The sequence below is a fragment of the Erythrobacter sp. EC-HK427 genome, from assembly GCF_902498745.1.
Classification (GTDB): Bacteria; Pseudomonadota; Alphaproteobacteria; order Sphingomonadales; family Sphingomonadaceae; genus Alteraurantiacibacter.
The window spans coordinates 2727620-2753192 of the sequence record NZ_LR701479.1 but is presented as its reverse complement, the minus strand read 5'-3'; the positions used below and the strand labels follow the sequence as shown (position 1 = coordinate 2753192).

Below are 25573 nucleotides of genomic sequence, written 5' to 3'. Positions count from 1 at the left end.
AGAAAACGTCGCTTCGGCTTGAAAAGGGGATTCTCTGCCCTGTTTCGCTTTGACAGCGCAGGGAAAACTCGCTCAATTTGGGGGAATCGCGGTGCGACCACGTCAAATATGCATTTCTCAGTTTTGAGGGGGTTTTCCAGACAATGAACAAGAACGAATTGATCGGTGCCGTAGCGGATGCGAGCGGCCTTTCGCGCAATGATGCGACCAAGGCTGTGGAATCGGTGTTCGACACCATCCAGACCACCCTCGCCAAGGGTGACGAAGTGCGCCTTGTCGGGTTCGGCACATTCTCCGTTGCACGGCGCAAGGCGTCCACCGGGCGCAACCCGCGCACCGGCGAACCGATGACCATCCCCGCCTCGACGCAGCCCAAATTCAAGGCGGGCAAGGGGCTGAAAGACGCGGTCAACTGATTACCGGTTAGGGAGGGGAAAGCTGCCTGCAATGGCAGCGGTCCTAAGAAGGGTCGTCCCCCAAGGGGCGGCCCTTCGTTTTTGGGTCGGTTGTTTGGGTGAGAGGAATACTTTTCACTCGAAGACAGAAAGACACGAAGAGGTCGAGCCCTGCGGCGGAGCCGCACCCATAAAAGTTCGCGCAGAGCGCGCAGAGTCCGCAGAGGAAGACGCATCAATCTTTGCGATCTCTGCGTGCTCTGCGCGAAAAGAATTGGCGCCTTCGGCGCGGGATCGTGCAGCCAATTCGTGTCTTCGTGGTCTTTGTGTCTTTGTGTGAACCCTTCACATTCTAGCGGGCGCGCGCACGGCCCCTATCGCGTCGCTATCGCATAGAGCGCGATCGCGCTTGCGTTGGAGACGTTCAGGCTCTCCATCGCCTCGCTGATCGGCAGGCGGGCCAGCGCGTCGCAGTGCTGCTGCACATTGTGCCGCATGCCTTCGCCTTCCGCGCCGAGCACCACGGCGACGGGGCCGGCAGGCAGGGCTTCGGCGAAAGTCGCTTCCGCTTCACCGGCAAGGCCGATGCGCCAGTATCCGGCTTCGGCGATTTCCTCCAATGCGCGGGCGAGGTTCACCACCCGCACCCACGGCACGGTTTCCAGCGCGCCCGAGGCAGACTTGGCGATCACGCCGCCTTCGGGCGGGGCGTGGCGGTCTTGTGTCACGATCGCAGCGGCGTTGAACGCGGCTGCCGAACGCAGGATCGCGCCGACATTGTGCGGATCGGTCACCTGATCGAGCACGATGATCGGCCGCGCGGGATCGCCATCCATCACGTCGGACAGATACACATCGTCCAGCGGCTCGCATTCGAGCACCAGCCCCTGATGCGGCGCATCCTTGGCGACCAGCCGTGCAAGATCAGCCACTTCGGCGCGTTCGAGCGGGAAACCGGGCGGCAGTTCACCAGACAGCGAATCTATCCCTTCCAGTGTGGCCCACAGCTTGCGATGCTCGCGGCGCGGGTTCATCAGCGCGGCTTCCACCGCATGGCGGCCCCACAGCCGCACTGCGCCCTTGCTCGCCCGGCCCGAGCCGCGCCCGCCCTGCATCCGCCCCGCGCGACCGCGTAGCGACTTCTTTCCCTTGGCCTTGGACATAAACTGCACCTTTCGCGGCGCCTACTGCCAGCGAGGGCATTGACAGGCAAGCGGTGCTTCGCCAAAGGGGCGCCTCTCGGCATGACGGCTGCGCTTTTTGCAGCCCCGAAATGCGATCAATCGCACATTCCGGCAACGGTGTGGACAGGTGGCCGAGTGGTTAAAGGCAGCAGACTGTAAATCTGCCCGCGCAAGCGTACGCTGGTTCGAATCCAGCCCTGTCCACCACCGGGAATGCAGCTTTCATCGATACATCAGCGTGGCGCACTTCGCCCGCGAGAACCAGCGTGCGGCCATCGCGCAGCGATGGCACGATGGGTCGGAGTCGGAGCGAAGCGGAGACGGCCAGAGCGAAGCGGCGGCCAATCCAGCCCTGTCCACCACCGGGAACACCCCAGCTAGAATGTCGCCTTCGCCCGCGCTCTAGCCCGGTGCAGCACCGGCTCGGTATAGCCCGAGGGTTGCTGTGCGCCGTAGACGATCAGTTCATGCGCGGCGGCCAGCGCGATATTTTCGCGCGGGTTCGCCAGCATCGGCACATAGGCCGGATCGCCCGCATTCTGCGCATCCACCACGCCCGCCATTTCGTGCAGCGCTTCGTCGATGGCGAGACGGTCGACAATGCCGTGCTTCAGCCAATTGGCGATATGCTGCGCGGAAATGCGCAAGGTCGCGCGGTCTTCCATCAGACCCACATCATTGATGTCGGGGACTTTGGAACAGCCGACACCCTGGTCGATCCAGCGCACCATATAGCCCAAGATACCCTGCACATTGTTGCGCAGCTCGTCGGCGATTTCCTTCTCCGACCACTCGGCACTCTCGGCCAGCGGTACGGTGAGCAGCTTGGCGAGCGGCGCGACGGGTTCATCGGCGCGCGCTTCCTGCCGCTCTGCCACATTGCAGCGGTGGTAGTGCGTCGCGTGGAGCACGGCGGCGGTGGGTGAGGGCACCCAGGCTGTGGTCGCGCCGCTCATCGGGTGGCCGATCTTTTCGGCAAGCATCTGGTGCATCCGGTCAGGCGCGGCCCACATGCCCTTGCCGATCTGCGCTTTGCCCGCAAAGCCGCAGGCGAGGCCGATTTGAACATTGCGGTCCTCGTAAGCGGCGATCCAGTCCGCCGCCTTGATCTCCGCCTTGCGCGCCATCGGACCAGCCAGCATCGAAGTGTGGATTTCATCCCCAGTGCGATCGAGGAAGCCGGTATTGATGAAGAAGATGCGATCCTTCACCGCGTGGATGCAGGCGGCGAGATTGGCACTGGTGCGCCGTTCCTCGTCCATCACGCCCACTTTCACGGTGTTGCGCTCTAGCCCGAGCATATCCTCCACCGCGTCGAACAGATCATTGGTGAAGGCGCATTCCTCCGGCCCGTGCATTTTGGGCTTCACGATATAGATGCTGCGCGTCGTGCTGTTGTAGAGCGGGCCGAGGCCGTTGAGGTCGTGCATACCGATAGCAATCGTGATCGCCGCATCGAGCAGGCCTTCGGGCATTTCTTGGCCATCGGGCAGCAGCACGGCGGGTGTGGTCATCAAATGGCCGACATTGCGCACCAGCAGCAGGCTGCGCGCACGCAAGGGGCGCGTTTCGCCAGCTATGTTGGTGTAGAAGCGGTCTTCATTGGGGGTGCGGGTGACAGTCGCTCCGCCCTTGGTGAAGCTGGCGGAGAGATCACCGCGAATGGCGCCGAGCCAGTTGCGGTAGGCCGCAACTTTGTCTTCCGCATCGACTGCAGCGACGGAGTCTTCCAGATCGACGATGGTCGAAAGCGCGGCTTCCAGCCGGATATCGGCGATATGCGCGGGGTCGTTCGCGCCAATCGGGTGCGCGGAATCGATCACGATTTCGATATGCAGGCCATTATTGGCGAGCAGCAGATTGTTGCCGATGGTGCCTTTTAGCTGCGCGTGATTGGCGAGGGCAGGGGTGCCGCCGCTCCAGTCCGCCCACGAACCTTCCGCAAGCGGCACCGCATCGTCGAGGAAGGCTTTCGCCCAAGCAATCACCTGCGCGCCGCGCTGCATGTCATACGCGCCTGACGCGGGCCGCGTGCCGAGCGCGTCGGTGCCGTAGAGCGCGTCATACAGGCTGCCCCAACGGGCATTCACGGCATTCAAAAGGAAGCGCGCATTGAGCACGGGGACGACGAGCTGGGCCCCGGCAATATGCGCGATTTCCGCATCGGAATTGGCGGTGCCGATGGTGAAAGGCGCAGGCTCTTCCACCAGATAGCCGATCTCGCGCAAAAACGCCTCGGGCGCGCCGCAGCGGGCCTGCGGATTGGCGCGGTGCCAATCGTCGATGCGCCGTTGCAAATCCTCTCGTTTCGCCAGCAATGCGCGATTGCGCGGGGCGAAGGTGGCGGCGAGTGTTGCAAGGCCCTGCCAGAAGCTCTCCGGCGCTATGCCGGTGCCGGGCAGGACTTCGCTTTCGACGAAACCGGCCAGCTGCTCCGAAACCCGCAGATATTGGCGCAGCACATAGGCTCCGCCTGTCTCTGCTGCGGTTTCGGGGCGGTTGAGCTCTGTCAGGGCCTGCGCGGTCATCGGGCGAACCGGCCCAGACGGTGGTGCAGGTTCACCAGCTTGCGGGTTTCCGCATTGTCTTCACCATTGCGGATAGCGACGGCGAGCGCGTTGCGGATCAGTCCGAAGTCCTCGGTCGAGAACACGGGGCGGGCCATACCGGGTTGTGCCATGATTGTGTCTCCTTTTGATGGCGGTTGGTAGGGTTGGGGGAGGCCGAAACTCTCCAATGTTCCGGCCCGGGGGTAGTCAGTGTTTAGGCGGCAAATTGATTCATCGTGTTGTGTGCGCCGCCTGCCTTCAGGGCGGCTTCGCCGGCGAAGGCTTCCTTGTGGTCGTCTCCGATATCGGAACCGGCCATGTTCTGGTGCTTCACACAGGCGATGCCCTGCCGGATTTCCTCGCGCTGCACCTGCTTGACGTAGCCGAGCATCCCTTCCTCGCCGAAGTAACGCTTGGCGAGATTGTCGGTGCTCAGCGCGGCCGTGTGATAGGTCGGCAGCGTGATAAGGTGGTGGAAGATGCCCGCACGATTGGCAGCATCGGCCTGGAAGGTGCGGATGCGCTCATCCGCTTCCTTCGCCAAATCGCTGTCATCATAGTGCTGGCTCATCAACCGCTCGCGCTCGTAATCGGTCAGATCGCGGCCTTCTTCTGCCCACTTGTCATAGACTTGCTGGCGGAAGTTGAGCGTCCAGTTGAAGCTGGGCGAGTTGTTGTACACCAGCTTTGCATTGGGCACGACGTCGCGGATACGGTCCACCATGCCCGCAATCTGGTCGATATGCGGCTTCTCGGTTTCGATCCACAGCAGGTCGGCGCCGTTCTGCAAGGCGGTGATGCAATCGAGCACGCAGCGGTCTTCCCCCGTTCCGGCGCGGAACTGGAAGAGGTTGGAGGGCAAGCGTTTGGGGCGCAGCAGCTTGCCCTCGCGGCTGATCAGCACCTCTCCATTGCCGATCTGCGCCGCATTGACTTCGTCGCAATCGAGGAAGGCGTTGTACTGGTCTCCCAGATCGCCCGCCTCCTTGGTGAAGGCGATTTGCTTCGTCAGGCCTGCACCAAGGCTGTCGGTGCGCGCCACGATCACGCCGTCGGGAATGCCGAGTTCAAGGAAAGCGTAACGGATCGCGCGGATTTTGTGCAGAAAGTCCTCATGCGGCACGGTGACTTTGCCGTCCTGATGGCCGCACTGCTTTTCATCCGACACCTGGTTTTCGATCTGGATCGCGCAAGCACCGGCCTCGATCATCTTCTTGGCGAGCAGATAGGTCGCCTCGGCATTGCCGAAGCCTGCATCGATATCGGCGATGATCGGCACAACGTGGGTCTGGTGCGTGTCGATGGCCTGCTGCGCCTTGGCCGCCGCTTCCTCGTCCCCGGTTTCGCGGGCCTTATCGAGATCGCGGAACAGCATTCCCAGTTCGCGGGCGTCGGCCTGGCGCAGGAAGGTGTAGAGTTCTCCGATCAGCGCCGGAACGCTGGTCTTTTCGTGCATCGACTGGTCGGGCAGGGGGCCGAACTCGCTGCGCAAGGCGGCGATCATCCAGCCCGAGAGATAAAGATACTTGCCCTTGGTGCTGCCGAAATGCTTCTTGATGCTGATCATCTTCTGCTGGCCGATAAATCCGTGCCAGCAGCCGAGCGACTGGGTGTAGGCCGCAGGATCGGCGTCATAGGCGGCCATGTCCTGCCGCATGATCTTTGCGGTGTAGCGGGCAATATCGAGCCCGGTCTGGAAGCGGTTCTGCATGGCGAGGCGCGCGGCGAATTCGGGGTCAATCCCCTGCCACGTCGCGCCTTCGCGGTGCTTGATGCCCGTCTGGCGGTGGATTTCGGCGAAATAGGTCATAAAGGCTCCGTCCAATCTGGAATGTCGTGAGCGCCTTCTGCGACACAAAATTGCCGGTGTCGCGCCATTCGGTGTCATCTTGTCAAACTTTACAAACTATGCTTGTAAAGTTGTAATCAACGGACACTGGAGCAATATGATGGCTGGAAAGACGCTCTATCTGGGGCCGCGCCTCAAAAAGCTGCGGCGCGAGCTTGGTCTGACGCAGGCCAATATGGCGAGCGATCTCGACATTTCCGCCAGCTATATCGCGTTGATGGAGCGCAACCAGCGGCCCGTCACCGCCGAAATGCTGCTGAAGCTGGCGACCACATACCGCATCGATGTCGCCAGTCTGGCGGATGAAGACGCGGATGAGACGGCGGCGCGGCTGGCGGGGGCGCTGAAAGACCCGATCTTCGCCGATATCGCCATCGAGCCACTCGATATCGAGGATATCGCCACCTCCTATCCCGGCATGGCCGAGGCGCTTCTGCGGCTGCATACCGCATTTGGCGAGGAGCAGCTAGCACTCGCCGAGCGGCGCGAAGAGAGCGCCAATGGGGGCGAGCAGGGGCCGTCCGATCCGGTCGCCGAAGCGCGCGCGTTCCTCGCCGCGCGGCGCAACTGCTTCCCCGAACTGGACGATAGCGCCAGCGCGCTCGCCCCCAAGCTCGACAGCTTTGCCGCCATGGGTGACCATCTGCTGGAGAACCACCAACTCGATTTGCGCCTCACCGATGACGGCATTCTGCGCGGCGCCTCGCGCTGGCACGATTACCACCGGCGGCGGGTGTATATTTCCGAACGGATCGACCAGGCAGGGCGGCGGTTCCAGGCGGCGCTCCAGATTGCCATTCTGGAGCAGGAAGCACCGATTGCGCAGATTGTCAGCGAAAGTCGCATCATGGGCGAGGACGGCAAGCGCCTCGTGCGGCGGGCGCTGCAATCCTATTGGGCGGCGGCGCTACTGATGCCCTATCGCAAATTCGCCAAAGCGGCAGCGGAAATGCGATATGACGTGGAAGCGCTGTGTTCGCGTTTTGCGGTGAGTTTCGAGCAGGTGGCGCACCGGCTCACCACTTTGCAGCGCCCGGGCGAGGAGGGCGTGCCGTTTTTCTTCCTGCGGGTCGACCGCGCGGGCAATGTCTCCAAACGGCTGGATGGCGCGGGCTTCCCCTTTGCCCGGCATGGCGGGGGGTGCCCTCTGTGGAATGTGCACACCGTGTTCGACAATCCGGGCCAGATCGACGCGCAGCTGATTGCGCTGCCCGACGGTGAGCGCTTCGTTTCCATCGCCCGCACCGTGCGCGGCGGGGGCGGGGCCTATGGTGCGCCCAGCGTGCGGCGGGCGGTGGCGATTGCCTGTTCGGCGGCGCATCTGGACAGGCTTGTCTACGGCGAGGGACTGGGCGAGCCTGCGCCCATCGGCGTGGCCTGCCGCCTCTGCCATCGCCCCAAATGCATCGCCCGTTCCGCCCCGCCGATGGGCCGCGATATCGTGCCCGCGCGCTTCCGCGAAAGCGGGGTGCCGTTCGATTTCTCGATGGAGTAGGCGCAGCGCGCTTTTCCCCGCAAAGCCGCCCCTGCGGGTTGTGAGGCGCGTCGCTTCGCCCTAGATACCCCCGTATGGCTGGTGAACTGAGAGACAATCGCGGACGCGGGGATGCCGAATGGGGCTGGCCCGCAATCCATCCCGAAGGCCGCAAATTCGGCGTGATCGCCGTGGGCATCGCGCTGTTCTTCTTTTTCGTGGGGTGGGAGCTGGCCGGATGGCCGCTGCTGTTCCTGTCGCTGGGCGTGTTCGCCTTTTTCCGCGACCCCGAACGGGTGGTGCCGCAAGCATCGACCGCGATCGTCTCGCCCGCCGATGGGCTTGTCTCGCTGATCGCTTCGGTTCCGCCGCCGCCCGAAATGCAGGGGCCCGATGGCGATGGCGCGGCAGGATTGGGGAGCGCGCCTGTCACCCGCATCTCGATCTTCATGTCGGTGTTCGATGTGCATATCAACCGCTCGCCGATTGCGGGCACGGTGAAGCGCATCGTGTATATTCCCGGCGCATTTATGAATGCCGATCTCGACAAGGCGAGCGAAGAGAACGAGCGGCAGCATCTGCTGGTCGAGCGGCCTGACGGTGTGCGCATCGGCTTTACCCAGATCGCAGGGCTGGTCGCGCGGCGCATCGTGCCGTTTGTGAAGCCGGGTGACATTGTCGCGGTCGGCCAGCGCGTCGGCCTGATCCGCTTCGGCAGCCGGGTGGATGTCTATCTGCCCGCCGGAACCGATGCCAAGGTGCTGCTGGGCCAGAAGGTTGTGGCCGGTGAGACGGTGCTGGCCGAACTCGGCACGCAAGGCCTGTTGGAGGGCGTTAGCCAGTGATCCCCGGCAACGGCCAGGACGGGAATGACTATGACGAGGACGACACCGTCCCTGCGGGCCCGGCTTGGCTCGGCCCCAAGGCCAGCGAGCACGAACACGTAACCCGCTCACGCGGCGGGCGGGGTCTGTCGATGCGGGCGGTGTTGCCCAATGCGATTACCGCCGCGGCTTTGTGTTCGGGCCTCACGAGCATTCTGTTCGCGGTGGCCGGGCAATGGGACAAGGCGGTGTTCGCGATGATTATCGCGGGCGTGCTGGACGCGATGGATGGCCGCGTGGCGCGGCTTTTGAAGGCGCAGTCGCGCTTTGGTGCGGAGCTGGACAGCCTCGCAGATTCGGCCAGCTTCGGCATCGCGCCCGCGCTGGTCCTGTATCTCTGGTCACTCTCGGAAGCGCCGCGCTTTGGCTGGCTGGCGGTGCTGGCCTACGCCATTTGCTGCGCACTGCGGCTGGCGCGGTTCAATGCGCAGATCGATGTGGAGGACCAGCCGCACAAATCGGTCGGCTTCCTCACCGGCGTGCCTGCGCCGATGGGGGCGGGGTTCGCCTTTATGCCGGTCTATCTGTGGCTGGCGACCGATCTGGCGATTTTCCGCGAGCCGTGGCTGGTCGGCCCGTGGATCGTGGCGATTGCGCTGCTGATGGTGTCCAACCTTGCCACGCCGAGCTGGAAATCGCTTCGGCCTACAGGCGAGCTGAAACTGGTGGTGATCGCTCTTGCCGGATTGCTGGTGGGCGGCCTGCTTATCGAAACGTGGTGGACGCTCACCCTGATCGGGACAATTTATCTCGCGCTGATCGTTTGGACGGTGATCCGGTATGACAAGATCAAGCGGGCGAAGGCCGAGAAGCTCAAACCGCCAGTGCCCGAACGAGAGCCGCTTGCGGTTGACGAAGTGGAACAGCAGCTTTCGGACGATCCATCGCGATAAGCTCCGCCCGGATGGCCCGGTATTGCGTCCATGCGCGGGTGAGCGAGGCGTAGACCACGCTCAACGCCAGCGCGGCCACCAGTCCGAAAAACAGCGAAATCGCCATAGCGAATGTCATTTCCATGTGTCCTTCCGGAACCCCAGCGCCTTCCGGCCCCTTTTGGTTCCCGATTGTGTTCCTGTTGCGTTCTATGTTCCACCAATGTTCCGCGTGGTCAAGTGATTTGTTCCAGTTTCGTTCCGATTCATCCGGAGCGGGCGCTTTTCCGCTGGATTTCCCCGCACGCTTCCGCTAGGCGCGCTCCCGCTTGAATGGCTCCGGCGAACCCTCGTCGTATCACGTTCGGGCAAATCCACATGGAAGGCACACATACCGGTGCCGTTGGCAGGGCGAACGCGCTGCACACGGTTCCCCGCTTTCCAGAGGCTTAACCGGAAAGGAATTATCTATGGCGGGCCCTACCGTCACCATGCAGCAATTGATCGAGGCCGGCGCACATTTCGGCCACCAGACCCACCGCTGGAACCCGCGGATGAAGCCGTATATCTTCGGCGACCGTAACGGTGTCCACATCATCGACCTGTCGCAGACCGTACCGCTCTTCGCGCGCGCGCTCGATTTCGTGCAGCAGACCACCCGTGCGGGCGGCAAGGTGCTGTTCGTCGGCACCAAGCGCCAGGCGCAGGAGCCGATTGCCCAGGCCGCGCGTGCGTGCGGTCAGCACTTCGTCAACCACCGCTGGCTGGGCGGCATGCTCACCAACTGGAAGACGATTTCGCAGTCGATCAAGGAATTGAAGACGCTTGAGGAAAAGCTTTCGGGCGACACCAGCGGCCTCACGAAGAAGGAAGTGCTGAACCTCACCCGCAAGAAGGACAAGCTGGAAATGTCGCTCGGCGGCATCCGCGATATGGGCGGCGTTCCCGATGTGATGTTCCTGATTGATGCAAACAAGGAAGATCTGGCGATCAAGGAAGCCAACGTGCTCGGCATTCCGGTCGTGGCGATCCTCGACACCAATGTCGATCCGGAAGGCATTGCGTTCCCGATCCCCGGCAATGACGATGCGAGCCGTGCGGTGCGCCTTTATTGCGACGCGATTGCCGCTGCGGCGCGCGCCGGCAAGGGTGAAGGCGTGGTCGATTCGGGCGCCGATATCGGCGCCATGGACGCACCGCCCGCCGAAGCTGTGGTCGTCGCTGAAGAAGCAACCGCCGAAGCGTGATTGATGGGACGACGCCTGCGTCGTCCGACCGTCACAAAACATGATTACGGCGCCGCTCCAATTGGGGCGGCGCCCCGTTTTCCATAAGAAGGAACAGAACAATGGCTGCATTTTCCGCATCCGATGTGAAAGCCCTGCGCGAAAAGACCGGCGCGGGCATGATGGACGCCAAGAAGGCGCTCGAAGAAGCCAATGGCGATATGGAAGCCGCGGTTGACGCGCTGCGCGCCAAGGGCCTTGCTACCGCCGCCAAGAAGTCCAGCCGCACCGCTGCCGAAGGCCTGATCGGCCTCGCGGTGGAAGGCACCAAGGGCGTGGCCGTGGAAGTCAATTCGGAAACCGACTTCGTGGCCAAGAACGACCAGTTCCAGGATTTCGTCCGCAAGACCACGCAGGTCGCGCTGGGCGTTGCTGGTGACGATGTCGAAGCGCTGAAGGGCGCGGCCTATCCCGACGGCGGCACGGTGTCTGACAAGCTGACCAACAACGTCGCCACCATCGGTGAAAACCAGCAGGTGCGCCGGATGAAGACCGTGTCGGTCTCGCAGGGCGCGGTTGTCGCCTATATGCACAATGCAGTGTCGTCCGATGCGCAGGATCTGGGCAAGATCGGCGTGCTCGTCGCGCTCGAAGGCGATGCCTCGGCAGACGTGCTTGCGGCGCTCGGCCGCGATATCGCGCAGCACGCGGCGGCAATGTTCCCGCTGGCACTGGACGCCGACGGTCTGGACGCCGAAGTGATCGAGCGCGAGCGCAAGATCGCTGCCGAAAAGGCTGCCGAAAGCGGCAAGCCCGCCGAAGTGCAGGAAAAGATGGTCGATGGCGCGGTGAAGAAATACGCCAAGGAAAACGCGCTGCTCAGCCAGATCTTCGTGAAGGACGGCAAGGCCTCAGTCGAAGAATACGTCGCCCGCACCGCCAAGGAAGCAGGTAGCACGATCAAGCTGGTGGATTACGTCCGCTTCCAGCTGGGCGAAGGCATCGAGAAGGAAGAAAGCGACTTCGCCGCAGAAGTGGCTGCTGCCGTTAAGGGCTAGGCGTTCTTTCCATTGTGGAAACGAGAAGCCGCCGGAGTTCGCGCTCCGGCGGCTTTTTGTCTGCGCTGTTACCGGGATTTTGCTTTACTCTCAGAGGCATCCGCGTAGGCTTCGGCAATGTTCGCCAAGCAATCGCCATTGATCGCCCTGTTGCTCTTCGCCGTCACTTCAGCATCGTCATTTCCGGCGCTGGCGCAGGATGACGCTAGCCATTACGATTATCGCCAGCGCACCAGAGAACTAGCTTTTGATCCGCAACGCTTTTTTCCAGAGCGGCCTGAACCATGGATGGAGATAGTCTACTCCGGCGATGACTACGGATATCCGGTATACTCAATTGGAATTCTGCTTGGCTGTACCAGCGAGGATGTTGGTGAGGCACGAAGGGGCTGCGGCAGTCGGATGATCGCGCGTATGGTTCGCGCGCCTTTCAACGGTGAGCCGCCGCGCCCGCGGAACCGGGGGCAGGCGCTATTTGGCTTTCTTTACGAAAGCGGTGTCAGTGATGACGCCAGCTTACGCGAGGCTCTTGGGCGCTATCGGCTAGAGTGGTTGGAAACGGATGTTTCTGAGTGCGGGCCAGCTATGGCGATGATGGAGGCCAATCCGGCGCTATCCTTTTTTGCCTTGCCGCTTGTGCCCCGAGATCCACTAAGCGGCATTGCGCTTCATACGGATAAAATCCGGTTTGTTCACCGCGACAGCTATTTGTTTGAAAGCACATATTATGGGGCGCTCTGGGAAGATAGTCCGGGAGCCTGGGCAGACGAGTTCGCGCAATCATTGGAAGCTTGTTGGCAACCCTCGGAAAGCACGCCGCCATGGGAGCGCGATTAGTTTCCGCGTAGCTCCACCACCCAAATCTCCGCCCGCGTGCCGAACCGTATCGGCAGCAGGCTCGTCCCCAAGCCTGCGCCGACCACCACGGTTTTGCCGTTCTCCTCGATCAGCCCGCAGGCGTAGCGATCGCCATAGGTCGACATATAGGCAGGCGCGCCCAGCAAGGGCAGGCTGATCTGGCCGCAATGCGTGTGCCCTGCCAGCACCAGCGGGATATCGGCGGGCACTTGCGGAGTGATGTCGGGGCTGTGGGTGAGGATCAGGCGGCCTCCGGCCAGTTCGCGCATCCGGTCGAGCACCTGCGACAGATCATCGCGGCGGGTGTAGGCATCGTCCACGCCGCCCACCGCCAGCGGGCCGATCTGCGCGGCTGAGTTCTGCAAGACGACGATACCTGCCGCCTCAGCCTCGTCGCGCAGGGCATCCCAGTCGAACCAGTGATCGTGATTGCCCGGCACCAGCACCACGCCCATCGGCGCCTCCAGCGCGGCGAGCGGGGCGACGATCTCCTCTGCCGTATAAATATGCGTCGCGGTGCGCTTCTCGCTCACCAGATCGCCCGCGATGAACACCACGTCCGGCTCCAGCGCATTGATCTGCGCGACGATCCGCTCCAGCCTCGATGGCGGCATATCCGGCCCGGCGACGTGGATGTCGGACACCAGCACCGCCGTGATCGCGCTTCCGTCGGGCATCCCCGGCAAGGTCACCTCTGCCCGCTGCACCACCGGATCGCCCATCGTGTCCGACCACGCTTTCCACGCCAGCAGCGCGGCAACGAGCAACAGGAAAAGCGCGATCTGCTTCCACTGGAGCCAGAGAAAATCGAGGATGCGCAACGCCATGCTGATCACCCCTATAGCGCCCGCCCGCCCGCACAAGAGCAAACCTTGGCGCAAAACCTTGGAGCAAAACCTTGGCGCAAACCCTTGGCACCGGCGCGCCCGCGCTCTAAGGCCGCGCAAACCCTTATCGGACGAGGACCCACTCCCCATGCTTTTGCCCGGCGCCAAGCGTATTTTGCTCAAACTCTCGGGCGAAGTGCTGATGGGAGAGCAGGAATTCGGGATCGATCCGGCCTATGTCATGCGTCTTGCCGAGGAGGTGAAGGCGGCGAAGGAAACGGGCCTGCAAATCTGCCTCGTCATCGGCGGCGGCAATATCTTTCGCGGAATGTCGGGCGCGGCGCAGGGGATGGACCGCGCGCAGGCCGATTACATGGGAATGCTCGCGACGGTGATGAACGCGCTGGCGATGCAGAGCGCGCTCGAACAGCTGGGCGTGCACACGCGCGTGCAGTCTGCCATCCAGATGGATCAGGTGTGCGAGCCGGTGATCCGCCGCCGCGCCGAGCGGCACCTGGAGAAGGGCCGCATCGTGATCTTCGCCGCCGGTGTCGGCGCGCCCTATTTCACCACCGATTCCGGTGCGGCCCTGCGTGCCGCCGAAATGCGCTGCGATGCACTGCTCAAAGGCACCAGCGTGGACGGGGTGTATGACAGTGATCCCAAGCGCAATCCCGATGCGGTGCGGTTCGATACGGTCAGCTATGACAAAGTGCTTGCCGACAATCTCAAAGTGATGGACGCCTCCGCCGTGGCGCTGTGCCGTGACAATGCTATCCCGCTCGTGGTCTTCTCGATCCGCGAAAAGGGCAATGTTGCGCGCGTGCTGGCAGGGCACGGGGTGCAGACAATCGTGCAAAAGGACTGAGACTATGCCGAAATATGACAAGAGCGACGTAGAGCGCCGGATGGCGGGCGCGGTGGAAAGCCTGAAGAGCGATCTGGGCGGCCTGCGCACGGGCCGCGCCAACACCTCGCTGCTCGATCCGGTGGTGTGCGAGGTTTACGGTGCGATGATGCCGATTTCGCAAGTCGCCACCGTCTCCGCGCCCGAACCGCGGATGCTCAGCGTGCAGGTGTGGGACAAGGGCAATGTGATTGCGGTGGAAAAGGGCATTGCCCGCGCCAATCTCGGCCTCAATCCGATGGTGGACGGGCAGACCATTCGCCTGCCGATGCCCGATCTGAACGAGGAACGCCGCCGCGATCTGGCCAAGCTCGCGGGCGAATATGGCGAGAAGGCAAAGATTGCCATCCGCAATGTCCGCCGCGACGCCAATGACGCGCTGAAGGAAGACGAGAAGAAGAAGGAAATCTCCGAAGACGACCGCAAGCGGTTGGAAGAGGAGGTGCAGAAGCTCACCGACAAATATGTCGCCGACACCGATGCTGCGGTGGAGAAGAAGACACAGGAAATCCTGACTCAGTGAGGACTCCCCTCCCCTTCAGGGGAGGGGCCGGGGGTGGGGCCTGTAAGAGCCGCAACCCTGACAACCCCCACCCCAACCCCTCCCCTGAAGGGGAGGGGCTATGAGCGTGAATTACCCCCGCCACGTCGCCATCATCATGGATGGCAATGGCCGCTGGGCGAAGGCGCGCAAGCTGCCGCGTGCGCTTGGCCATAAGGCGGGCGGGGATGCGGTGCGCAAAGCTGTGCAGGCCGCCGAGGTGCTGGGGCTCGAATGCCTAACGCTCTACGCTTTCTCCAGCGAGAACTGGAAGCGCGAGGAGGAGGAGATCTCCGACCTCATGAACCTCATGCGCAGGTTTATCGAAGCCAACTTGCAGGACATGATCGAACGCCGCGTGCGGTTGAAGATCATTGGCGATTACAAAGCCTTCGCGCCTGATATTGTTGCCAAGCTGGAAGACGCGCTGGAACGCACGTCGGGCGGCGAGCGGACGCTGGCGGTGGCGCTGAATTACGGCGCGCAACAGGAAATCATCCGCGCGGCGGGGCTGGCGGCGGAGGAGGGCGCGGTTACGGCGGAGAGGATCGAAAAGCACCTCTACACCGCCGATCTGCCCCCGCTCGATCTGCTCATCCGCACCAGCGGCGAAGTGCGCCTGTCCAACTTCCTGCTGTGGCAGTCGGCCTATGCCGAAATGCTGTTTCTCGATGTGCTCTGGCCAGATTTTGACGAAGGCCATTTGCGCGCGGCGTGCGAGGAATTTGCCAAGCGGGAGCGACGCTATGGCGGGCGCTAATGCAATCCTCCCCCACTGGGGGAGGTGGGCCGCCGCAGGCGGGTCGGAGGGGGTGTGCGCGCGCCTTTTCCTTGCCCCCTCCGTCAGCCCTTCGGGCTGCCACCTCCCCCGGAAGGGGAGGATGGGATGACTGCTGATCTCCCCCCCGAACGCAAGCGCGACAAGGCGAAGCGCTATGCCAAAAAGGCAATAACCGTCGTCCCCTTCGCCATCCGCACCGGCGATTTGCCCAAGCGGCTGGCGAGCGCTGTGGTGATGGTCGCGGTGGCGGGCACGGCGTTGTGGCTGGGGGGCTATGTCTGGAAGGCTTTTATCGCGCTGATCGCAGTCATCGGGCTGGGCGAGCTTGCGCGGATGGCGCTGCGTTTCAGCAAAAATGCCGCCACGCGCGCTGTCATCCTGCTTGTCGGCACCGCCTATATCGGCTGGGCGGCATACCGCCTGGGCGGGCTCCCCTACGAAGTCGTCCTCGGCGTCGTCGCGGTTGTCATCGCGACCGATACCGGCGCCTATTTCTCCGGCCGCGCGATTGGCGGGCCGAAGATCGCGCCGCGCATCAGCCCGTCCAAAACCTGGGCGGGGCTGGGCGGCGGGATGCTGGCGGCGGGGCTGGTGTCCTTCGCCTTTTTCTACAGCAATGTGGGAGAACGCAGCTTCTCACTCATGGGCCTTGTCGCGCTCGCCATCGGCGCGGTGCTGGCGATTGTGGCGCAGGCAGGGGATTTTCTGGAGAGCTGGCTCAAGCGCAAAGCCAATCTGAAAGATTCGGGCCGCCTCATCCCCGGCCATGGCGGCGTTTTGGACAGGGTGGACGGATTGCTGCCCGTTGCCATAGTTTCGGCGGAATTGTGGTATCGGATGCATCCGGCATGACACGCAGCATTTCCATCTTCGGAGCAACCGGCTCCATCGGCGATTCGACGCTCGACCTGATCCGGGGCGACCGCGCCAATTGGAACGTGGTGGCGCTGAGCGCGAATTGCTCGGCAGAGAAGCTGGCGGCGCTCGCCAAGGAATTCGACGCGGAGATCGCCGTCGTCGGCGACGAGGGATGCCTGCCCGAACTGCGCGCGCATCTCTCTGGCACCGCAATCGAGGCGGCGGGCGGGGAGCAGGCGCTGTGCGACGCCGCCCGCCGCCCGGCTGACCTAACCGTCGCCGCGATTGTCGGCTGCGCGGGCCTTGCGCCCACCATGGCGGCGATCGAGCAGGGCCGCACCGTGGCGCTCGCCAACAAGGAATCGCTGGTATCAGCGGGCCATGTGATGACGGCGAAGGTCGCCCAATATGGCGCCACGCTGCTACCGGTCGATAGCGAGCACAACGCCATCTTCCAGTGCTTGCAGGGCAATGATCTGGAGGATGTGCGCTGGATCACCCTCACTGCGAGCGGTGGGCCGCTGCGCACCAAAACGCTCGCCGAGCTGGACGCGGTGACACCCGCACAGGCGGTCGCGCATCCCAACTGGTCGATGGGTGCGAAGATCAGCGTCGATAGCGCGACGATGTTCAACAAGGGGCTCGAATTTATCGAGGCGTTCCACCTCTTCCCCGTTGGGCTGGATCGGCTGCGCATCGTGGTGCACCCGCAAAGCGTGATCCACTCGATGGTGGAATATCGCGACGGCTCCACGCTGGCGCAATTGGGGCCGAGCGATATGCGCGTGCCCATCGCCTCCGCGCTCGCCTGGCCGCGGCGGATGGATACCGCGTGCAAGCCGCTCGATCTGCCCGCGATTGGCGAGCTGACCTTTTTCGCGCCCGATGAGGAGCGTTTCCCCGCCACCAAACTGGCGCGCGAGGCCGCCCATACGGGCGGGGCGGCGCCTGCCGTGCTCAATGCCGCGAACGAGGTGGCGGTGGCTGCTTTCCTTGCCGGTCAGATCAGGTTCACGCAAATTTCGGCAATTGTTGCGAGAACTCTCGAACACTACGCGCCAACCGCACCGCAATCGCTCGACGACGTGCTCGCCGTCGATGCTGAGGCGCGGGTGCACGCGGGCGCAATGATGGAGCTTGCCTGAATTGGATATGCAGTCCGTTCCTTTGTGGATTTACCCGCTGGCGTTTCTGCTGGTGCTCGGGCCATTGGTGACCCTGCACGAGCTGGGGCACTATCTGGTCGGGCGCTTTTTCGGCGTCGGGGCAGAGGCGTTTTCGGTCGGCTTTGGCAAGGAATTGGCGGGCTTTACCGACAAGCGCGGCACCCGCTGGAAGCTCTCGGCGATTCCGATTGGCGGCTATGTCCAGTTCAAAGGCGATATGAACCCCGCCAGCGTGCCCGATCCCGAACATCCGCCGCAGCCCGATGATTTCCATTCGAAGCCGCTGTGGCAAAAGGCCCTGATCGTCGCTGCCGGGCCGTTTGCGAATATCCTGATTGCGGTCAGCATTTTTGCGGCGTTTTTCATGGTGCTTGGAGAGCCTGTTCCAAGCGATGCATCACAGGAAAATGTGATTGCGGGTTTTTCAGAAGAGTCTCCCGCGCAAGCCGCTGGTTTGCGAGAGGGCGATAGGGTTGTTGCTGTCGAAGGAGAGACAGTTCGATCGGTCCGCGAACTGATCATGGAGATTGCTCCCTACCCGAACACCGAGCTGGACATAACGGTTGATCGCGACGGTGAAGAGGTGACCGTAGCAATCATCACGCAAGCGGATGAGCGAACGGACGACTTTGGCAACAAGGCGGTTTATGGGGTAATTGGCATTTATCCGGGACGGAGCGAAGAGGAATATCGAGAGGTCGGCCCCGTCGAGTCCTTGAACCTTGCTGTGGATGCGAGCGTCGGCACGGTCGATATTATTGTGACTGGTATCGGACAAATTCTCTCAGGCAAGCGCAGTGTGCAAGAGCTGGGCGGGCCGATCACCATCGCCAAGGTCTCGGGCGAGCAGTTGAGCCTTGGCTGGCTGCCCTTCGTGACCTTCGCCGCGCTCATCTCGCTTAATTTGGCATTCATTAACCTGCTGCCAATCCCCGCATTGGACGGTGGACATCTGGCTTTCTACGCGGTCGAAGCGATCCGCCGGAAGCCAGCCAGCGCCCGCAGCATGGAATGGGCCTATCGCGTCGGCATCGCTACAGTGCTTGCACTGATGCTGTTCGTGACGGTGATCGATATTGCCAAACTGCCGTTCTTCGGCAGCTAGGCACGAATGAGGAAAGAGGCATTTCAGCGCGAAATCGGGGCCAAATACGGCAAGGTCGCTTGATTGCCATGCGGGCATCGGGCAAGGGCGCACTTCGCGTCAAACGGCCTTGAAGCATTTGGCCGGATTGTGGCCCATAGGGGTTGGGCCTGCCGGGCTGGACTTTGGGGCGCTGGTGTCGACTAGAGTGGACGGATAATGGGTTCCAAAGCACGGACAATAACTGCATCGCATTACGCGGCCGCTCTGCTCGGCTGCACCACTTTGGCGGGTTTGCCAAACGTGGCCCTGGCACAGGATGCGGCTCCGCCAGCCGAAGCCGTGCCGGTGGTGCAGGTGCAGGAAGATATCATCCGCGCGATCACCGTGCGCGGCGCGCAGCGGCTGGAGCCGGAAACGATCGTTTCCTACATTTCGCTGCGACCGGGCGATGCTTACAGCGCCGCTGCGGCTGACCGCGCGCTGATCGAACTCGCCACGACCGAGCTGTTCGCCGATTTCGCGATCAGCTTTGATCGCGGCACCGGCGTGATGCAGATCGATATCGAGGAAAACCCGATTATCAACCGCATCATTCTGGAAGGCAACAACCGGATTGAATCGGATGAAATCTATCCGGAAATCAACCTTGCCCCGCGCCAGATCTTCACCCGCAGCCGCGTGCGCGCCGATGTCGAGCGGATTATCGAGCTCTACAAGCGGCAGGGCCGCTTCGCCGCGACGGTGGAGCCGCAAATGGTCATGCTGGACCAGAACCGCGTCGATCTGATCTTCGAAATCACCGAAGGGCCGAAATCGAAGGTTCGCCAGATCAACATTATCGGGAACGAAGTGTTCTCCGATTCGCGCCTGCGCGGCGAAATGATCACCCGCGAAGACAGCCTGTTCGCCTTCTTCAGCTCGAACACCAGCTACGATCCGGACCGCATGGCGTATGACCAGCAATTGCTGCGCCAGTTCTATCTCAGCCAGGGCTATGTCGATTTCCGCATCGTCTCCGCCGTCGCCGAGCTGACGCCGGACCGCCGCGACTTCATCATCACCTATGTGGTGGAAGAGGGCGAGCGGTATCAATATGGCGACATCGAAGTTGTCAGCCAGCTGCGCGATTTCTCCAGCGAGGCGCTGACGAGCCAGCTGACCATCCAGACCGGTGACTGGTACAACACCGAAGAAATCGACGAAATCGAGGAAGGCCTGACCGAAACCGCCGGTGCCTTCGGCTATGCCTTTGCGCAGGTGCGACCGCGCATTGTCCGCAACGCCGAAGAACGCACGATGGACGTGACCTTCACCGTCGCCGACGCGCCGCGCGCCTATATCGAAGCGATCGAGATCAACGGCAACACGCTGACGCAGGACAAGGTGATCCGCCGCGAATTCCGCATTGCGGAAGGCGACGCTTTCTCCAGCCTGCAAGTGCGCCGCTCCACCGCGCGCATCAATTCGCTGGGCTATTTCCAGGAGAATTTCGAAGTCGAGCAGGTGGAAGGCAGCGCCGAAGGCCGCATCATCCTGCAAGCCAACGTGCAGGAAGAACCGACCGGTGAGCTTTCGCTGTCTGCCGGTTTCTCCTCGCTCGAAAGCTTTATCTTCAATGGCTCGGTGCGGCAGAACAACTTCCGCGGGCGCGGGCAGACGGTGGGCCTTGGCGTCAACTGGTCGCGTTTCTCGCGTTCGGGCAATATCAGCTTCACCGAACCCAAGCTGTTCGACCGCGATATTGCCGTCGGCGTTGACGTGTTCCGGCAGGATTTCAACAACGGCTTCTTCGACCGCGACCGTGCGACGTTTGAACAGACGACCACCGGTTTCAACATCCGCACCGGCGTTCCGCTCACCGAATATATCAGCTTCCTGGGCCGCTATACGCTCAACTATCAGGAAGTGTCGCTCGATGAATCGCAGTTCTTCGCGGACTTCGACGGTGACGGCACGTCGCAGTGCGAACCGCTGCTGGCGGGGCGCTTCCTGTGCGATGCGATTGGTGACCGGTTGCAGTCGATCCTCAGCGCGTCCTTCTCCTACAACACGCTGAACAGCCGCCTGCGTCCGACTGGCGGCACCGCGGCGAGCCTGTCGCTCGATTTCGCGGGACTGGGCGGCGATACGCAATATGGCCGCGCCCGCATAAACGCGGCGCGCTATTTCAACCTTGGCAGCGGCTTTATAGGTTCGCTCTCGCTCGAAGGCGGCTATATCTATGGCTGGGGCGATGAAGGTGTGTTGCTGACCGACCGCTTCTTCCTTGGCGAAGGCCAGTTCCGCGGGTTCGACATTCGCGGCGTTGGCCCGCGCGTGGTGCGGCGCTTCTACATCGAAAGCGATGGCGTAGAAGGCTTGTCCGAAGCCGATCTGCTGCCGCTGGATGACGAACGCAACACCGACGATGCACTGGGCGGCAATGCCTATTACCTCGCCCGTGCGGAAATCGAAATTCCGCTTGGTGCAGGTGCGCGTGAGCTGGGCCTGCGTCCGTCTATCTTCGTCGATGTCGGATCGGTGTTCAATGTCGAGACCCCGCAGCTCACCATCAGCCCCTTGCCCGATGGCCTGTTCATCCCGCAGCGCGACAGTGACGGCAACCCGCTCTTCCAGCAATTCATCCGTGACGATGGCGGCAACATCACCGGCTCGATCCTGGTGCCAAGCCCGCTTGCGCCCGATGGCTCCAACAACCAGGCTGCGGGCCAGACCCTGCCGCCCTTTGTCGAGGAATTCGTGGGCGACTCCGCCACGCCGCGTATCACCGCGGGTATCGGGGTGAACTGGAATTCCCCCTTCGGTCCGTTCCGGATCGACATCGCCACTGACATCCTGAGTCAGCGCGGCGATGAAGTGAAACTCTTCTCCTTCAACGTAGGAACGCAATTCTGATGAATACTCTTTTCAAGCAGGCGCTTGGCGCTGCGCTGTTCGCTGGTGCCATGGCGGCACCGCAAATGTCTGTCACCGCCGCTGCGCAGGTGAACGGTATCGCTACCGTCGATCTTCCCGCTGCCGTTGCCAGCTCCAATGCGTTGCAGACCGCCTATCAGCAGATCGGCCAGCAATATGCGACGCAGCGCCAGACGATCTCGGAGCGCCAGCAGACCCGTCAGCAGCTGATGCAATCGTTCGATTTCAACTCGAACGGCGCGCTCGATGATAACGAAGCCGCGGCGATGCAGGATCCGAACAACGCAACGGTGTTGCAGATCCAGACGATCGATCAGGAAATTGCGACCCTGCAGCAGCCGATCAACCTTGCCCGCGTGTATGTGGTGCAGCAGGTGGCGCAGCAATATTCGCCCGCCGTGCAGCAGGTGATTACCGCGCGCAACGTGCAGTTCATTCTCGATCCGGGCACGGTGGTCTATCAGGCCGAAGGTTCGGACATCACCGGCCCTGTGGTTGATGCGTTGAACGCGCTGGTGCCCGCCGTGAACATCATTCCGCCTGCCGATTTCCAGCCGAGCGAAGCCTCGATCCAGCTGTTCCAGCAGGTGCAGCAATTGCTGACCTTCGTTGCGCTGCAACAGCAGCAGCAGGCCGCCGCCGCTGCACAGCAAGAGCCTGCCGCTTCGGGCCGTTAATCGGCGAAGCGTGAAGGGGCAGGGCTGATGAGCGAGACGCCAGTGAGTGAAGTGTACGACATTCCGCGCATCCTCAAGGCCCTGCCGCATCGCTATCCGATGCTGCTGGTCGATCGTGTGACGGAGATCGTCAAGTGCGAGCGGATCAGCGCGATCAAGGCGGTGACGTTCAACGAAGGCTTTTTCCAGGGCCATTTCCCCGGCCGCCCGATCATGCCGGGCGTGTTGCAGATCGAAGCTTTGGCGCAGGCGGCGGGCATTCTCGGCATCGAGACGCTGGAGTTGGCCGATAGCGGCAAGCTCGTCTATTTCATGGCGATCGAGAACGCAAAGTTCCGCGCGCCGGTGGAACCGGGGTGTCTGCTCAAGCTGGATGTGAGTTTCACGCAGCAGCGTTCGAAAATTTGCAAGTTCGAAGGCAAGGCGAGCGTGGATGGCAAAGTGACGTGTGAAGTCAACTTCACCGCAATGATCGCTGATCCACCTGCTTAACCCGTCATTGCGAGGCGACGCAGTCGCCGTGGCAATCCAGAGCGTTCCGCGAGTCACTCTGGATTCCCTCGCTTCGCTCGCAATGACGAAACTAAGGTTGCAAAACTTGTTGAACGTCGCTAACCGCGCCGCTTCCCAGATAACAGCACGTCCGGTCGGAACCGGGCAATTGCTCAGAAGGACTACCGCCATGAAGGCCGATACGCATCCCGATTACCACATGATCACGGTCAAGATGACCGATGGCACCGAATTCCAGACCCGCACGACGTGGGGCAAGGAAGGCGACACCATGAACCTCGAAATCGATCCGACCAGCCACCCGGCATGGACGGGCGGTCCGCAGCGTATTCAGGACGGTGGCCGCGTGGCGAAGTTCAACCAGCGTTTCGGCGGTCTGTCGCTCAAGAAGCAGTAAGCGGCGTTTCAGTTGCTACACGAAGAGGCGGTCCTGCGGGGCCGCCTTTTTCGTATCAGCTTTCCGTCCGCTCCAGCCTGAGCACACCGATATACGTATACTCGCCCGTATCCGCCGGGTGGCGCTTGCCGTTGAACACGGGCACGTCGATCTCATACACATCGCTGCCATCGACACAGGCGAGGCTGACCGCGCAATTCTCCGGTTCGGAGCGTAATTCTTGCAGCACATGGATGCCGCATTGCGAGCAGAAGTGATGCTTCGCCACTCTCGAGCCGAAAGTGTAGGTCGAGAGCGCCTCGCGCCCCTGCGTTACTTCGACATCGCACTTGGGCACATCGAGCATCACGATGCCCTTCATCGCGCAGATCGAGCAATTGCACCGCCGGATCAGCGGCTCTTGCGGCATGGCGAAGGCAAAGCGCACCGTGCCGCAATGGCAGCCGCCCTCCCGCCGCTCAGCCATTCTCTGCCCAACCCCAAGGCCTCTCGCGATACCATTTGGTGATGACGTATTTCAGGCCTTTGCGCACTTTCATCGCATGATGGAGCGTGCTGACATTGCCGCGACCATCGGGCAGGCGGTTGTTCCACCCGACGAGCTTGCCGGTTTCCGGCTTCACCGTCTTGCCGACAACTTTGAACCGCGTCGCGCCGCCCGCATCAATATCGTTGAGATAGGCCATGAAGGTCCAGGTCCGCTGGCCCGCGACCGAGCAGTATTTCTCCCAGTCCGGCCCGTCAGGATTGAACCAGTCGGTGTGCTGCTTGAATTCCTGCCCGACTTCGTAACGCTGGCCCTGCAAAGGCTCGCCATGCGCAGCGTCGATCCCGGTGAGCGCAAACAGGCGCCGCTCGACCTCCTGCACCGCCGGATCTTCGGCTTTGAGATCGCAAGTCTCGCTGGTGCGGAATGCATCGTCACCATTGTAATCGGCAACGGTGGAGGGTCGGCGGTCAATATCGATCAGCCGCACCAGTTCTGCGCACAAATCGGCGGGCAGGAAGTTGGGGACGATCACCATCTCGACCTTGGGCGAGGGCACGTGCAGCACGCGCGGATCACGGCGCAGGATTTCCAGCGAGGAATCGCCCGGTTGAATCATGTATGCAGCGATAGCGAGGGCGTTGCGGCGCGCCAACCCGAAAACCGCCGTGTAACAATCTTGCGTGAGCGCGGCTGTGACGCATTTTTTGCTTTGCTCCCATGCCGAGTTGTGCAACAGGCCTGCCTCCGCGCTGTAACCCGCTTGACGCTGGGTTTCTGGCGCGTATTGGCCCATCGCATTCGCGCAATGCGTAGGGTGTGTGGCGATCGTAGCTCAGTTGGTTAGAGCGCCGGTTTGTGGTACCGGAGGTCGGGGGTTCGAGACCCCTCGATCGCCCCATTTTCTCCCCGCATGGCAAGCAGTTGTGCCGTAAACGGCAGGGGAATTGGGTATGCCGGCATTCTGGACCGAAGCCGATTGGGACGCGCATGAGCGGGTCGAAGTGGTGCATGATCGCGCCAGTGGCCTCACCGCAATTATCGCGCTGCATTCCACCCATCTCGGCCCCGGCGCAGGCGGCACGCGGTTCTGGCACTATGCCGATCCGGCAGGCGCAATGCGCGACGCGCTGCGGCTTTCGCGCGGAATGAGCTTCAAGAATGCGATGGCAGGCCTGCCCATGGGCGGGGGCAAAGCCGTTGTAATGCTTGATAAAGATGGCACCAAAACCGATGCCATGCTGGAAGCCTTCGGCGACGCAGTGGAGGCCCTGAACGGCCGCTATGTGACCGCCGAAGATGTCGGCGCAACGGTGGCAGACATGGTCAAGATCGCCGGGCGCACGCGCCATGTATGCGGCCTGCCGGTGTCCGAAGGCGATGCTGGCGGCGACCCTGGCCCGTTCACCGCGATGGGCATTTATCACGGTATCAAGGCGGCGGTGGCGCACAAGCTGGGTAAGGACAGCATGGCCGGCGTGCGCGTTGCCGTGCAGGGCTGCGGCTCGGTCGGCGGCGGCGTGGCGCGGTTGCTGGCGAAGGACGGGGCGAGCCTGATCGTCTCCGACATCAATACCAAGCGCGCGCAGGCACTGGCGCAGGAAATCGGCGGCGAAGCGGTGGACGGCGACGTGGTGATGGGCACGGAGTGCGACGTCTTCAGCCCCAACGCGCTGGGCGCGATCCTCGACGATGACGGCATTGCCCGGCTCGATTGCGCAATCGTGGCAGGCGGTGCGAACAACCAGCTCGCGCGCCCCGAACATGGCGCAATGCTGCACGAACGCGGCATCCTCTACGCGCCCGATTATGTCATCAATGCCGGCGGCATCATCAATGTCAGCCTCGAATATCTCTGCCGCCAGAAGGGCGAGCCTTGCGACATCAACGAAGTGCGCAAGCGCATCGCGCAAATCCCCGCGCGCTTGCAATCGATCTGGAACACGAGTGAGGCCGAATCCCGGCCGTCCAACGAGGTTGCCGACGCGATGGCGATGGAGCTGATTGGACGCGGTTGAGCGTCAAAAGCACTGGACGCTTTGGGTTTGGGCGGCTTTTGGACCATGT

General features: G+C 62.4%; 25 protein-coding genes and 2 tRNA genes. 20 read left to right on the top strand and 7 right to left on the bottom strand.

Annotation, left to right across the window (positions count from 1 at the left end):
- Window positions 1-143 precede the first annotated feature (143 nt).
- Window positions 144-416: an HU family DNA-binding protein gene (locus tag GC121_RS13415; RefSeq protein WP_151975157.1), complete on the top strand. Its 273-nt coding sequence runs from the start codon at window positions 144-146 to the stop codon at window positions 414-416.
- A gap of 353 nt (window positions 417-769) precedes the next feature.
- Here GC121_RS13415 and rlmB read toward each other — a convergent pair whose 3' ends face one another.
- Entirely contained in the window at window positions 770-1558 is a 789-nt protein-coding gene (rlmB, locus tag GC121_RS13410) for a 23S rRNA (guanosine(2251)-2'-O)-methyltransferase RlmB (protein ID WP_151975155.1), read from the bottom strand.
- Between the two features lie 142 nt (window positions 1559-1700).
- Between rlmB and GC121_RS13405 the strand changes: the two genes are divergently transcribed.
- A tRNA-Tyr gene (locus tag GC121_RS13405) sits at window positions 1701-1786 on the top strand.
- A 170-nt stretch (window positions 1787-1956) separates the two neighbouring features.
- Here the strand turns inward: GC121_RS13405 and GC121_RS13400 are convergent.
- The 3 genes from GC121_RS13400 to GC121_RS13395 form a co-directional block, all read right to left on the bottom strand.
- Window positions 1957-4107 carry a malate synthase G gene (locus tag GC121_RS13400; protein ID WP_151975153.1) on the bottom strand — a complete coding sequence of 717 codons (2151 nt, stop codon included), beginning with the start codon at window positions 4105-4107 and terminating at the stop codon, window positions 1957-1959.
- Complete coding sequence (locus tag GC121_RS15390) at window positions 4104-4259, bottom strand: hypothetical protein (RefSeq protein WP_199857872.1); 156 nt, start codon at window positions 4257-4259, stop codon at window positions 4104-4106. Before GC121_RS15390 ends, GC121_RS13400 begins: the two co-directional genes overlap by 4 nt.
- Window positions 4260-4342: 83 nt before the next feature.
- On the bottom strand, window positions 4343-5938 hold the full coding sequence (locus GC121_RS13395) for an isocitrate lyase (protein WP_151975151.1): 1596 nt from the start codon (window positions 5936-5938) through the stop codon (window positions 4343-4345).
- A gap of 136 nt (window positions 5939-6074) precedes the next feature.
- Here GC121_RS13395 and GC121_RS13390 point away from each other — a divergent pair, with 136 nt between their 5' ends.
- The 6 genes from GC121_RS13390 to GC121_RS13365 all read left to right on the top strand — a co-directional run bounded on the left by GC121_RS13390 (window position 6075) and on the right by GC121_RS13365 (window position 12328).
- Window positions 6075-7472, top strand: a complete 1398-nt coding sequence (locus tag GC121_RS13390; protein ID WP_370513754.1) for a short-chain fatty acyl-CoA regulator family protein — start codon at window positions 6075-6077, stop codon at window positions 7470-7472.
- Between the two features lie 74 nt (window positions 7473-7546).
- Window positions 7547-8296, top strand: a complete 750-nt coding sequence (locus GC121_RS13385; RefSeq protein ID WP_151975147.1) for a phosphatidylserine decarboxylase — start codon at window positions 7547-7549, stop codon at window positions 8294-8296.
- On the top strand, window positions 8293-9228 hold the full coding sequence (locus GC121_RS13380; protein WP_370513753.1) for a phosphatidylcholine/phosphatidylserine synthase: 936 nt from the start codon (window positions 8293-8295) through the stop codon (window positions 9226-9228). The genes GC121_RS13385 and GC121_RS13380 overlap by 4 nt, the downstream gene beginning before the upstream one ends.
- Window positions 9229-9677: 449 nt before the next feature.
- A complete protein-coding gene (gene rpsB, locus GC121_RS13375) occupies window positions 9678-10454 on the top strand; it encodes a 30S ribosomal protein S2 (protein WP_151975145.1) in 777 nt (258 codons plus the stop codon).
- Window positions 10455-10555: 101 nt separating this feature from the next.
- Window positions 10556-11491 (top strand): translation elongation factor Ts, encoded by a 936-nt coding sequence (gene tsf / locus GC121_RS13370; RefSeq protein WP_151975143.1) that lies wholly within the window; start codon window positions 10556-10558, stop codon window positions 11489-11491.
- A gap of 117 nt (window positions 11492-11608) precedes the next feature.
- Window positions 11609-12328 carry a hypothetical protein gene (locus GC121_RS13365; protein ID WP_151975141.1) on the top strand — a complete coding sequence of 240 codons (720 nt, stop codon included), beginning with the start codon at window positions 11609-11611 and terminating at the stop codon, window positions 12326-12328.
- Here GC121_RS13365 and GC121_RS13360 read toward each other — a convergent pair.
- Complete coding sequence (locus tag GC121_RS13360) at window positions 12325-13176, bottom strand: metallophosphoesterase (RefSeq protein ID WP_151975139.1); 852 nt, start codon at window positions 13174-13176, stop codon at window positions 12325-12327. The two genes, GC121_RS13365 and GC121_RS13360, sit on opposite strands and share 4 nt — an antisense overlap.
- A gap of 148 nt (window positions 13177-13324) precedes the next feature.
- On the opposite strand from GC121_RS13360, the gene pyrH reads away from it, so the two are divergent.
- The 10 genes from pyrH (at window position 13325) to rpmE (ending at window position 23019) form a co-directional block, all read left to right on the top strand.
- Window positions 13325-14044 (top strand): UMP kinase, encoded by a 720-nt coding sequence (pyrH, locus tag GC121_RS13355; RefSeq protein ID WP_151975137.1) that lies wholly within the window; start codon window positions 13325-13327, stop codon window positions 14042-14044.
- Between the two features lie 4 nt (window positions 14045-14048).
- A complete protein-coding gene (frr, locus tag GC121_RS13350; protein WP_151975135.1) occupies window positions 14049-14606 on the top strand; it encodes a ribosome recycling factor in 558 nt (185 codons plus the stop codon).
- A gap of 100 nt (window positions 14607-14706) precedes the next feature.
- On the top strand, window positions 14707-15384 hold the full coding sequence (gene uppS / locus GC121_RS13345; protein ID WP_151975133.1) for a polyprenyl diphosphate synthase: 678 nt from the start codon (window positions 14707-14709) through the stop codon (window positions 15382-15384).
- Window positions 15385-15639: 255 nt separating this feature from the next.
- Entirely contained in the window at window positions 15640-16257 is a 618-nt protein-coding gene (locus GC121_RS13340; RefSeq protein WP_370513769.1) for a phosphatidate cytidylyltransferase, read from the top strand.
- The gene (locus GC121_RS13335; RefSeq protein WP_151975129.1) at window positions 16254-17408 is read left to right on the top strand and encodes a 1-deoxy-D-xylulose-5-phosphate reductoisomerase; all 1155 of its coding nucleotides are present in this window, start codon (window positions 16254-16256) and stop codon (window positions 17406-17408) included. The genes GC121_RS13340 and GC121_RS13335 overlap by 4 nt, the downstream gene beginning before the upstream one ends.
- Before the next feature lie 7 nt (window positions 17409-17415).
- Entirely contained in the window at window positions 17416-18534 is a 1119-nt protein-coding gene (gene rseP, locus GC121_RS13330; protein ID WP_199857871.1) for an RIP metalloprotease RseP, read from the top strand.
- 198 nt (window positions 18535-18732) lie between these two features.
- The gene (gene bamA / locus GC121_RS13325) at window positions 18733-21411 is read left to right on the top strand and encodes an outer membrane protein assembly factor BamA (protein WP_151975127.1); all 2679 of its coding nucleotides are present in this window, start codon (window positions 18733-18735) and stop codon (window positions 21409-21411) included.
- Entirely contained in the window at window positions 21411-22109 is a 699-nt protein-coding gene (locus tag GC121_RS13320; RefSeq protein WP_151975125.1) for an OmpH family outer membrane protein, read from the top strand. The genes bamA and GC121_RS13320 overlap by 1 nt, the downstream gene beginning before the upstream one ends.
- A gap of 27 nt (window positions 22110-22136) precedes the next feature.
- Window positions 22137-22601 carry a 3-hydroxyacyl-ACP dehydratase FabZ gene (fabZ, locus tag GC121_RS13315; RefSeq protein WP_151975123.1) on the top strand — a complete coding sequence of 155 codons (465 nt, stop codon included), beginning with the start codon at window positions 22137-22139 and terminating at the stop codon, window positions 22599-22601.
- A gap of 190 nt (window positions 22602-22791) precedes the next feature.
- Window positions 22792-23019: a 50S ribosomal protein L31 gene (rpmE, locus tag GC121_RS13310; protein ID WP_151975121.1), complete on the top strand. Its 228-nt coding sequence runs from the start codon at window positions 22792-22794 to the stop codon at window positions 23017-23019.
- 55 nt (window positions 23020-23074) lie between these two features.
- Here rpmE and GC121_RS13305 read toward each other — a convergent pair whose 3' ends face one another.
- On the bottom strand, window positions 23075-23485 hold the full coding sequence (locus GC121_RS13305) for a GFA family protein (protein WP_151975119.1): 411 nt from the start codon (window positions 23483-23485) through the stop codon (window positions 23075-23077).
- On the bottom strand, window positions 23478-24125 hold the full coding sequence (locus GC121_RS13300; protein ID WP_151975117.1) for a 2OG-Fe(II) oxygenase: 648 nt from the start codon (window positions 24123-24125) through the stop codon (window positions 23478-23480). The genes GC121_RS13305 and GC121_RS13300 overlap by 8 nt, the downstream gene beginning before the upstream one ends.
- Before the next feature lie 205 nt (window positions 24126-24330).
- On the opposite strand from GC121_RS13300, the gene GC121_RS13295 reads away from it, so the two are divergent.
- Window positions 24331-24407: transfer RNA gene (locus tag GC121_RS13295), tRNA-His, on the top strand.
- 52 nt (window positions 24408-24459) lie between these two features.
- On the top strand, window positions 24460-25524 hold the full coding sequence (locus GC121_RS13290; protein WP_151975115.1) for a Glu/Leu/Phe/Val dehydrogenase dimerization domain-containing protein: 1065 nt from the start codon (window positions 24460-24462) through the stop codon (window positions 25522-25524).
- Window positions 25525-25573 lie beyond the last annotated feature (49 nt).

What these genes read in the sequence shown, in the direction of transcription:
- GC121_RS13415 (WP_151975157.1), top strand. Translation starts at nt 144, where the DNA reads ATGAACAAGAACGAATTGATCGGTGCCGTAGCGGATGCGAGCGGCCTT.
- rlmB (WP_151975155.1), bottom strand. Translation starts at nt 1,558, where the DNA reads ATGTCCAAGGCCAAGGGAAAGAAGTCGCTACGCGGTCGCGCGGGGCGG.
- GC121_RS13400 (WP_151975153.1), bottom strand. Translation starts at nt 4,107, where the DNA reads ATGACCGCGCAGGCCCTGACAGAGCTCAACCGCCCCGAAACCGCAGCA.
- GC121_RS15390 (WP_199857872.1), bottom strand. Translation starts at nt 4,259, where the DNA reads ATGGCACAACCCGGTATGGCCCGCCCCGTGTTCTCGACCGAGGACTTC.
- GC121_RS13395 (WP_151975151.1), bottom strand. Translation starts at nt 5,938, where the DNA reads ATGACCTATTTCGCCGAAATCCACCGCCAGACGGGCATCAAGCACCGC.
- GC121_RS13390 (WP_370513754.1), top strand. Translation starts at nt 6,075, where the DNA reads ATGATGGCTGGAAAGACGCTCTATCTGGGGCCGCGCCTCAAAAAGCTG.
- GC121_RS13385 (WP_151975147.1), top strand. Translation starts at nt 7,547, where the DNA reads ATGGCTGGTGAACTGAGAGACAATCGCGGACGCGGGGATGCCGAATGG.
- rpsB (WP_151975145.1), top strand. Translation starts at nt 9,678, where the DNA reads ATGGCGGGCCCTACCGTCACCATGCAGCAATTGATCGAGGCCGGCGCA.
- tsf (WP_151975143.1), top strand. Translation starts at nt 10,556, where the DNA reads ATGGCTGCATTTTCCGCATCCGATGTGAAAGCCCTGCGCGAAAAGACC.
- GC121_RS13365 (WP_151975141.1), top strand. Translation starts at nt 11,609, where the DNA reads ATGTTCGCCAAGCAATCGCCATTGATCGCCCTGTTGCTCTTCGCCGTC.
- GC121_RS13360 (WP_151975139.1), bottom strand. Translation starts at nt 13,176, where the DNA reads ATGGCGTTGCGCATCCTCGATTTTCTCTGGCTCCAGTGGAAGCAGATC.
- pyrH (WP_151975137.1), top strand. Translation starts at nt 13,325, where the DNA reads ATGCTTTTGCCCGGCGCCAAGCGTATTTTGCTCAAACTCTCGGGCGAA.
- frr (WP_151975135.1), top strand. Translation starts at nt 14,049, where the DNA reads ATGCCGAAATATGACAAGAGCGACGTAGAGCGCCGGATGGCGGGCGCG.
- uppS (WP_151975133.1), top strand. Translation starts at nt 14,707, where the DNA reads ATGAGCGTGAATTACCCCCGCCACGTCGCCATCATCATGGATGGCAAT.
- GC121_RS13340 (WP_370513769.1), top strand. Translation starts at nt 15,640, where the DNA reads ATGGTCGCGGTGGCGGGCACGGCGTTGTGGCTGGGGGGCTATGTCTGG.
- GC121_RS13335 (WP_151975129.1), top strand. Translation starts at nt 16,254, where the DNA reads ATGACACGCAGCATTTCCATCTTCGGAGCAACCGGCTCCATCGGCGAT.
- rseP (WP_199857871.1), top strand. Translation starts at nt 17,416, where the DNA reads ATGCAGTCCGTTCCTTTGTGGATTTACCCGCTGGCGTTTCTGCTGGTG.
- bamA (WP_151975127.1), top strand. Translation starts at nt 18,733, where the DNA reads ATGGGTTCCAAAGCACGGACAATAACTGCATCGCATTACGCGGCCGCT.
- GC121_RS13320 (WP_151975125.1), top strand. Translation starts at nt 21,411, where the DNA reads ATGAATACTCTTTTCAAGCAGGCGCTTGGCGCTGCGCTGTTCGCTGGT.
- fabZ (WP_151975123.1), top strand. Translation starts at nt 22,137, where the DNA reads ATGAGCGAGACGCCAGTGAGTGAAGTGTACGACATTCCGCGCATCCTC.
- rpmE (WP_151975121.1), top strand. Translation starts at nt 22,792, where the DNA reads ATGAAGGCCGATACGCATCCCGATTACCACATGATCACGGTCAAGATG.
- GC121_RS13305 (WP_151975119.1), bottom strand. Translation starts at nt 23,485, where the DNA reads ATGGCTGAGCGGCGGGAGGGCGGCTGCCATTGCGGCACGGTGCGCTTT.
- GC121_RS13300 (WP_151975117.1), bottom strand. Translation starts at nt 24,125, where the DNA reads ATGATTCAACCGGGCGATTCCTCGCTGGAAATCCTGCGCCGTGATCCG.
- GC121_RS13290 (WP_151975115.1), top strand. Translation starts at nt 24,460, where the DNA reads ATGCCGGCATTCTGGACCGAAGCCGATTGGGACGCGCATGAGCGGGTC.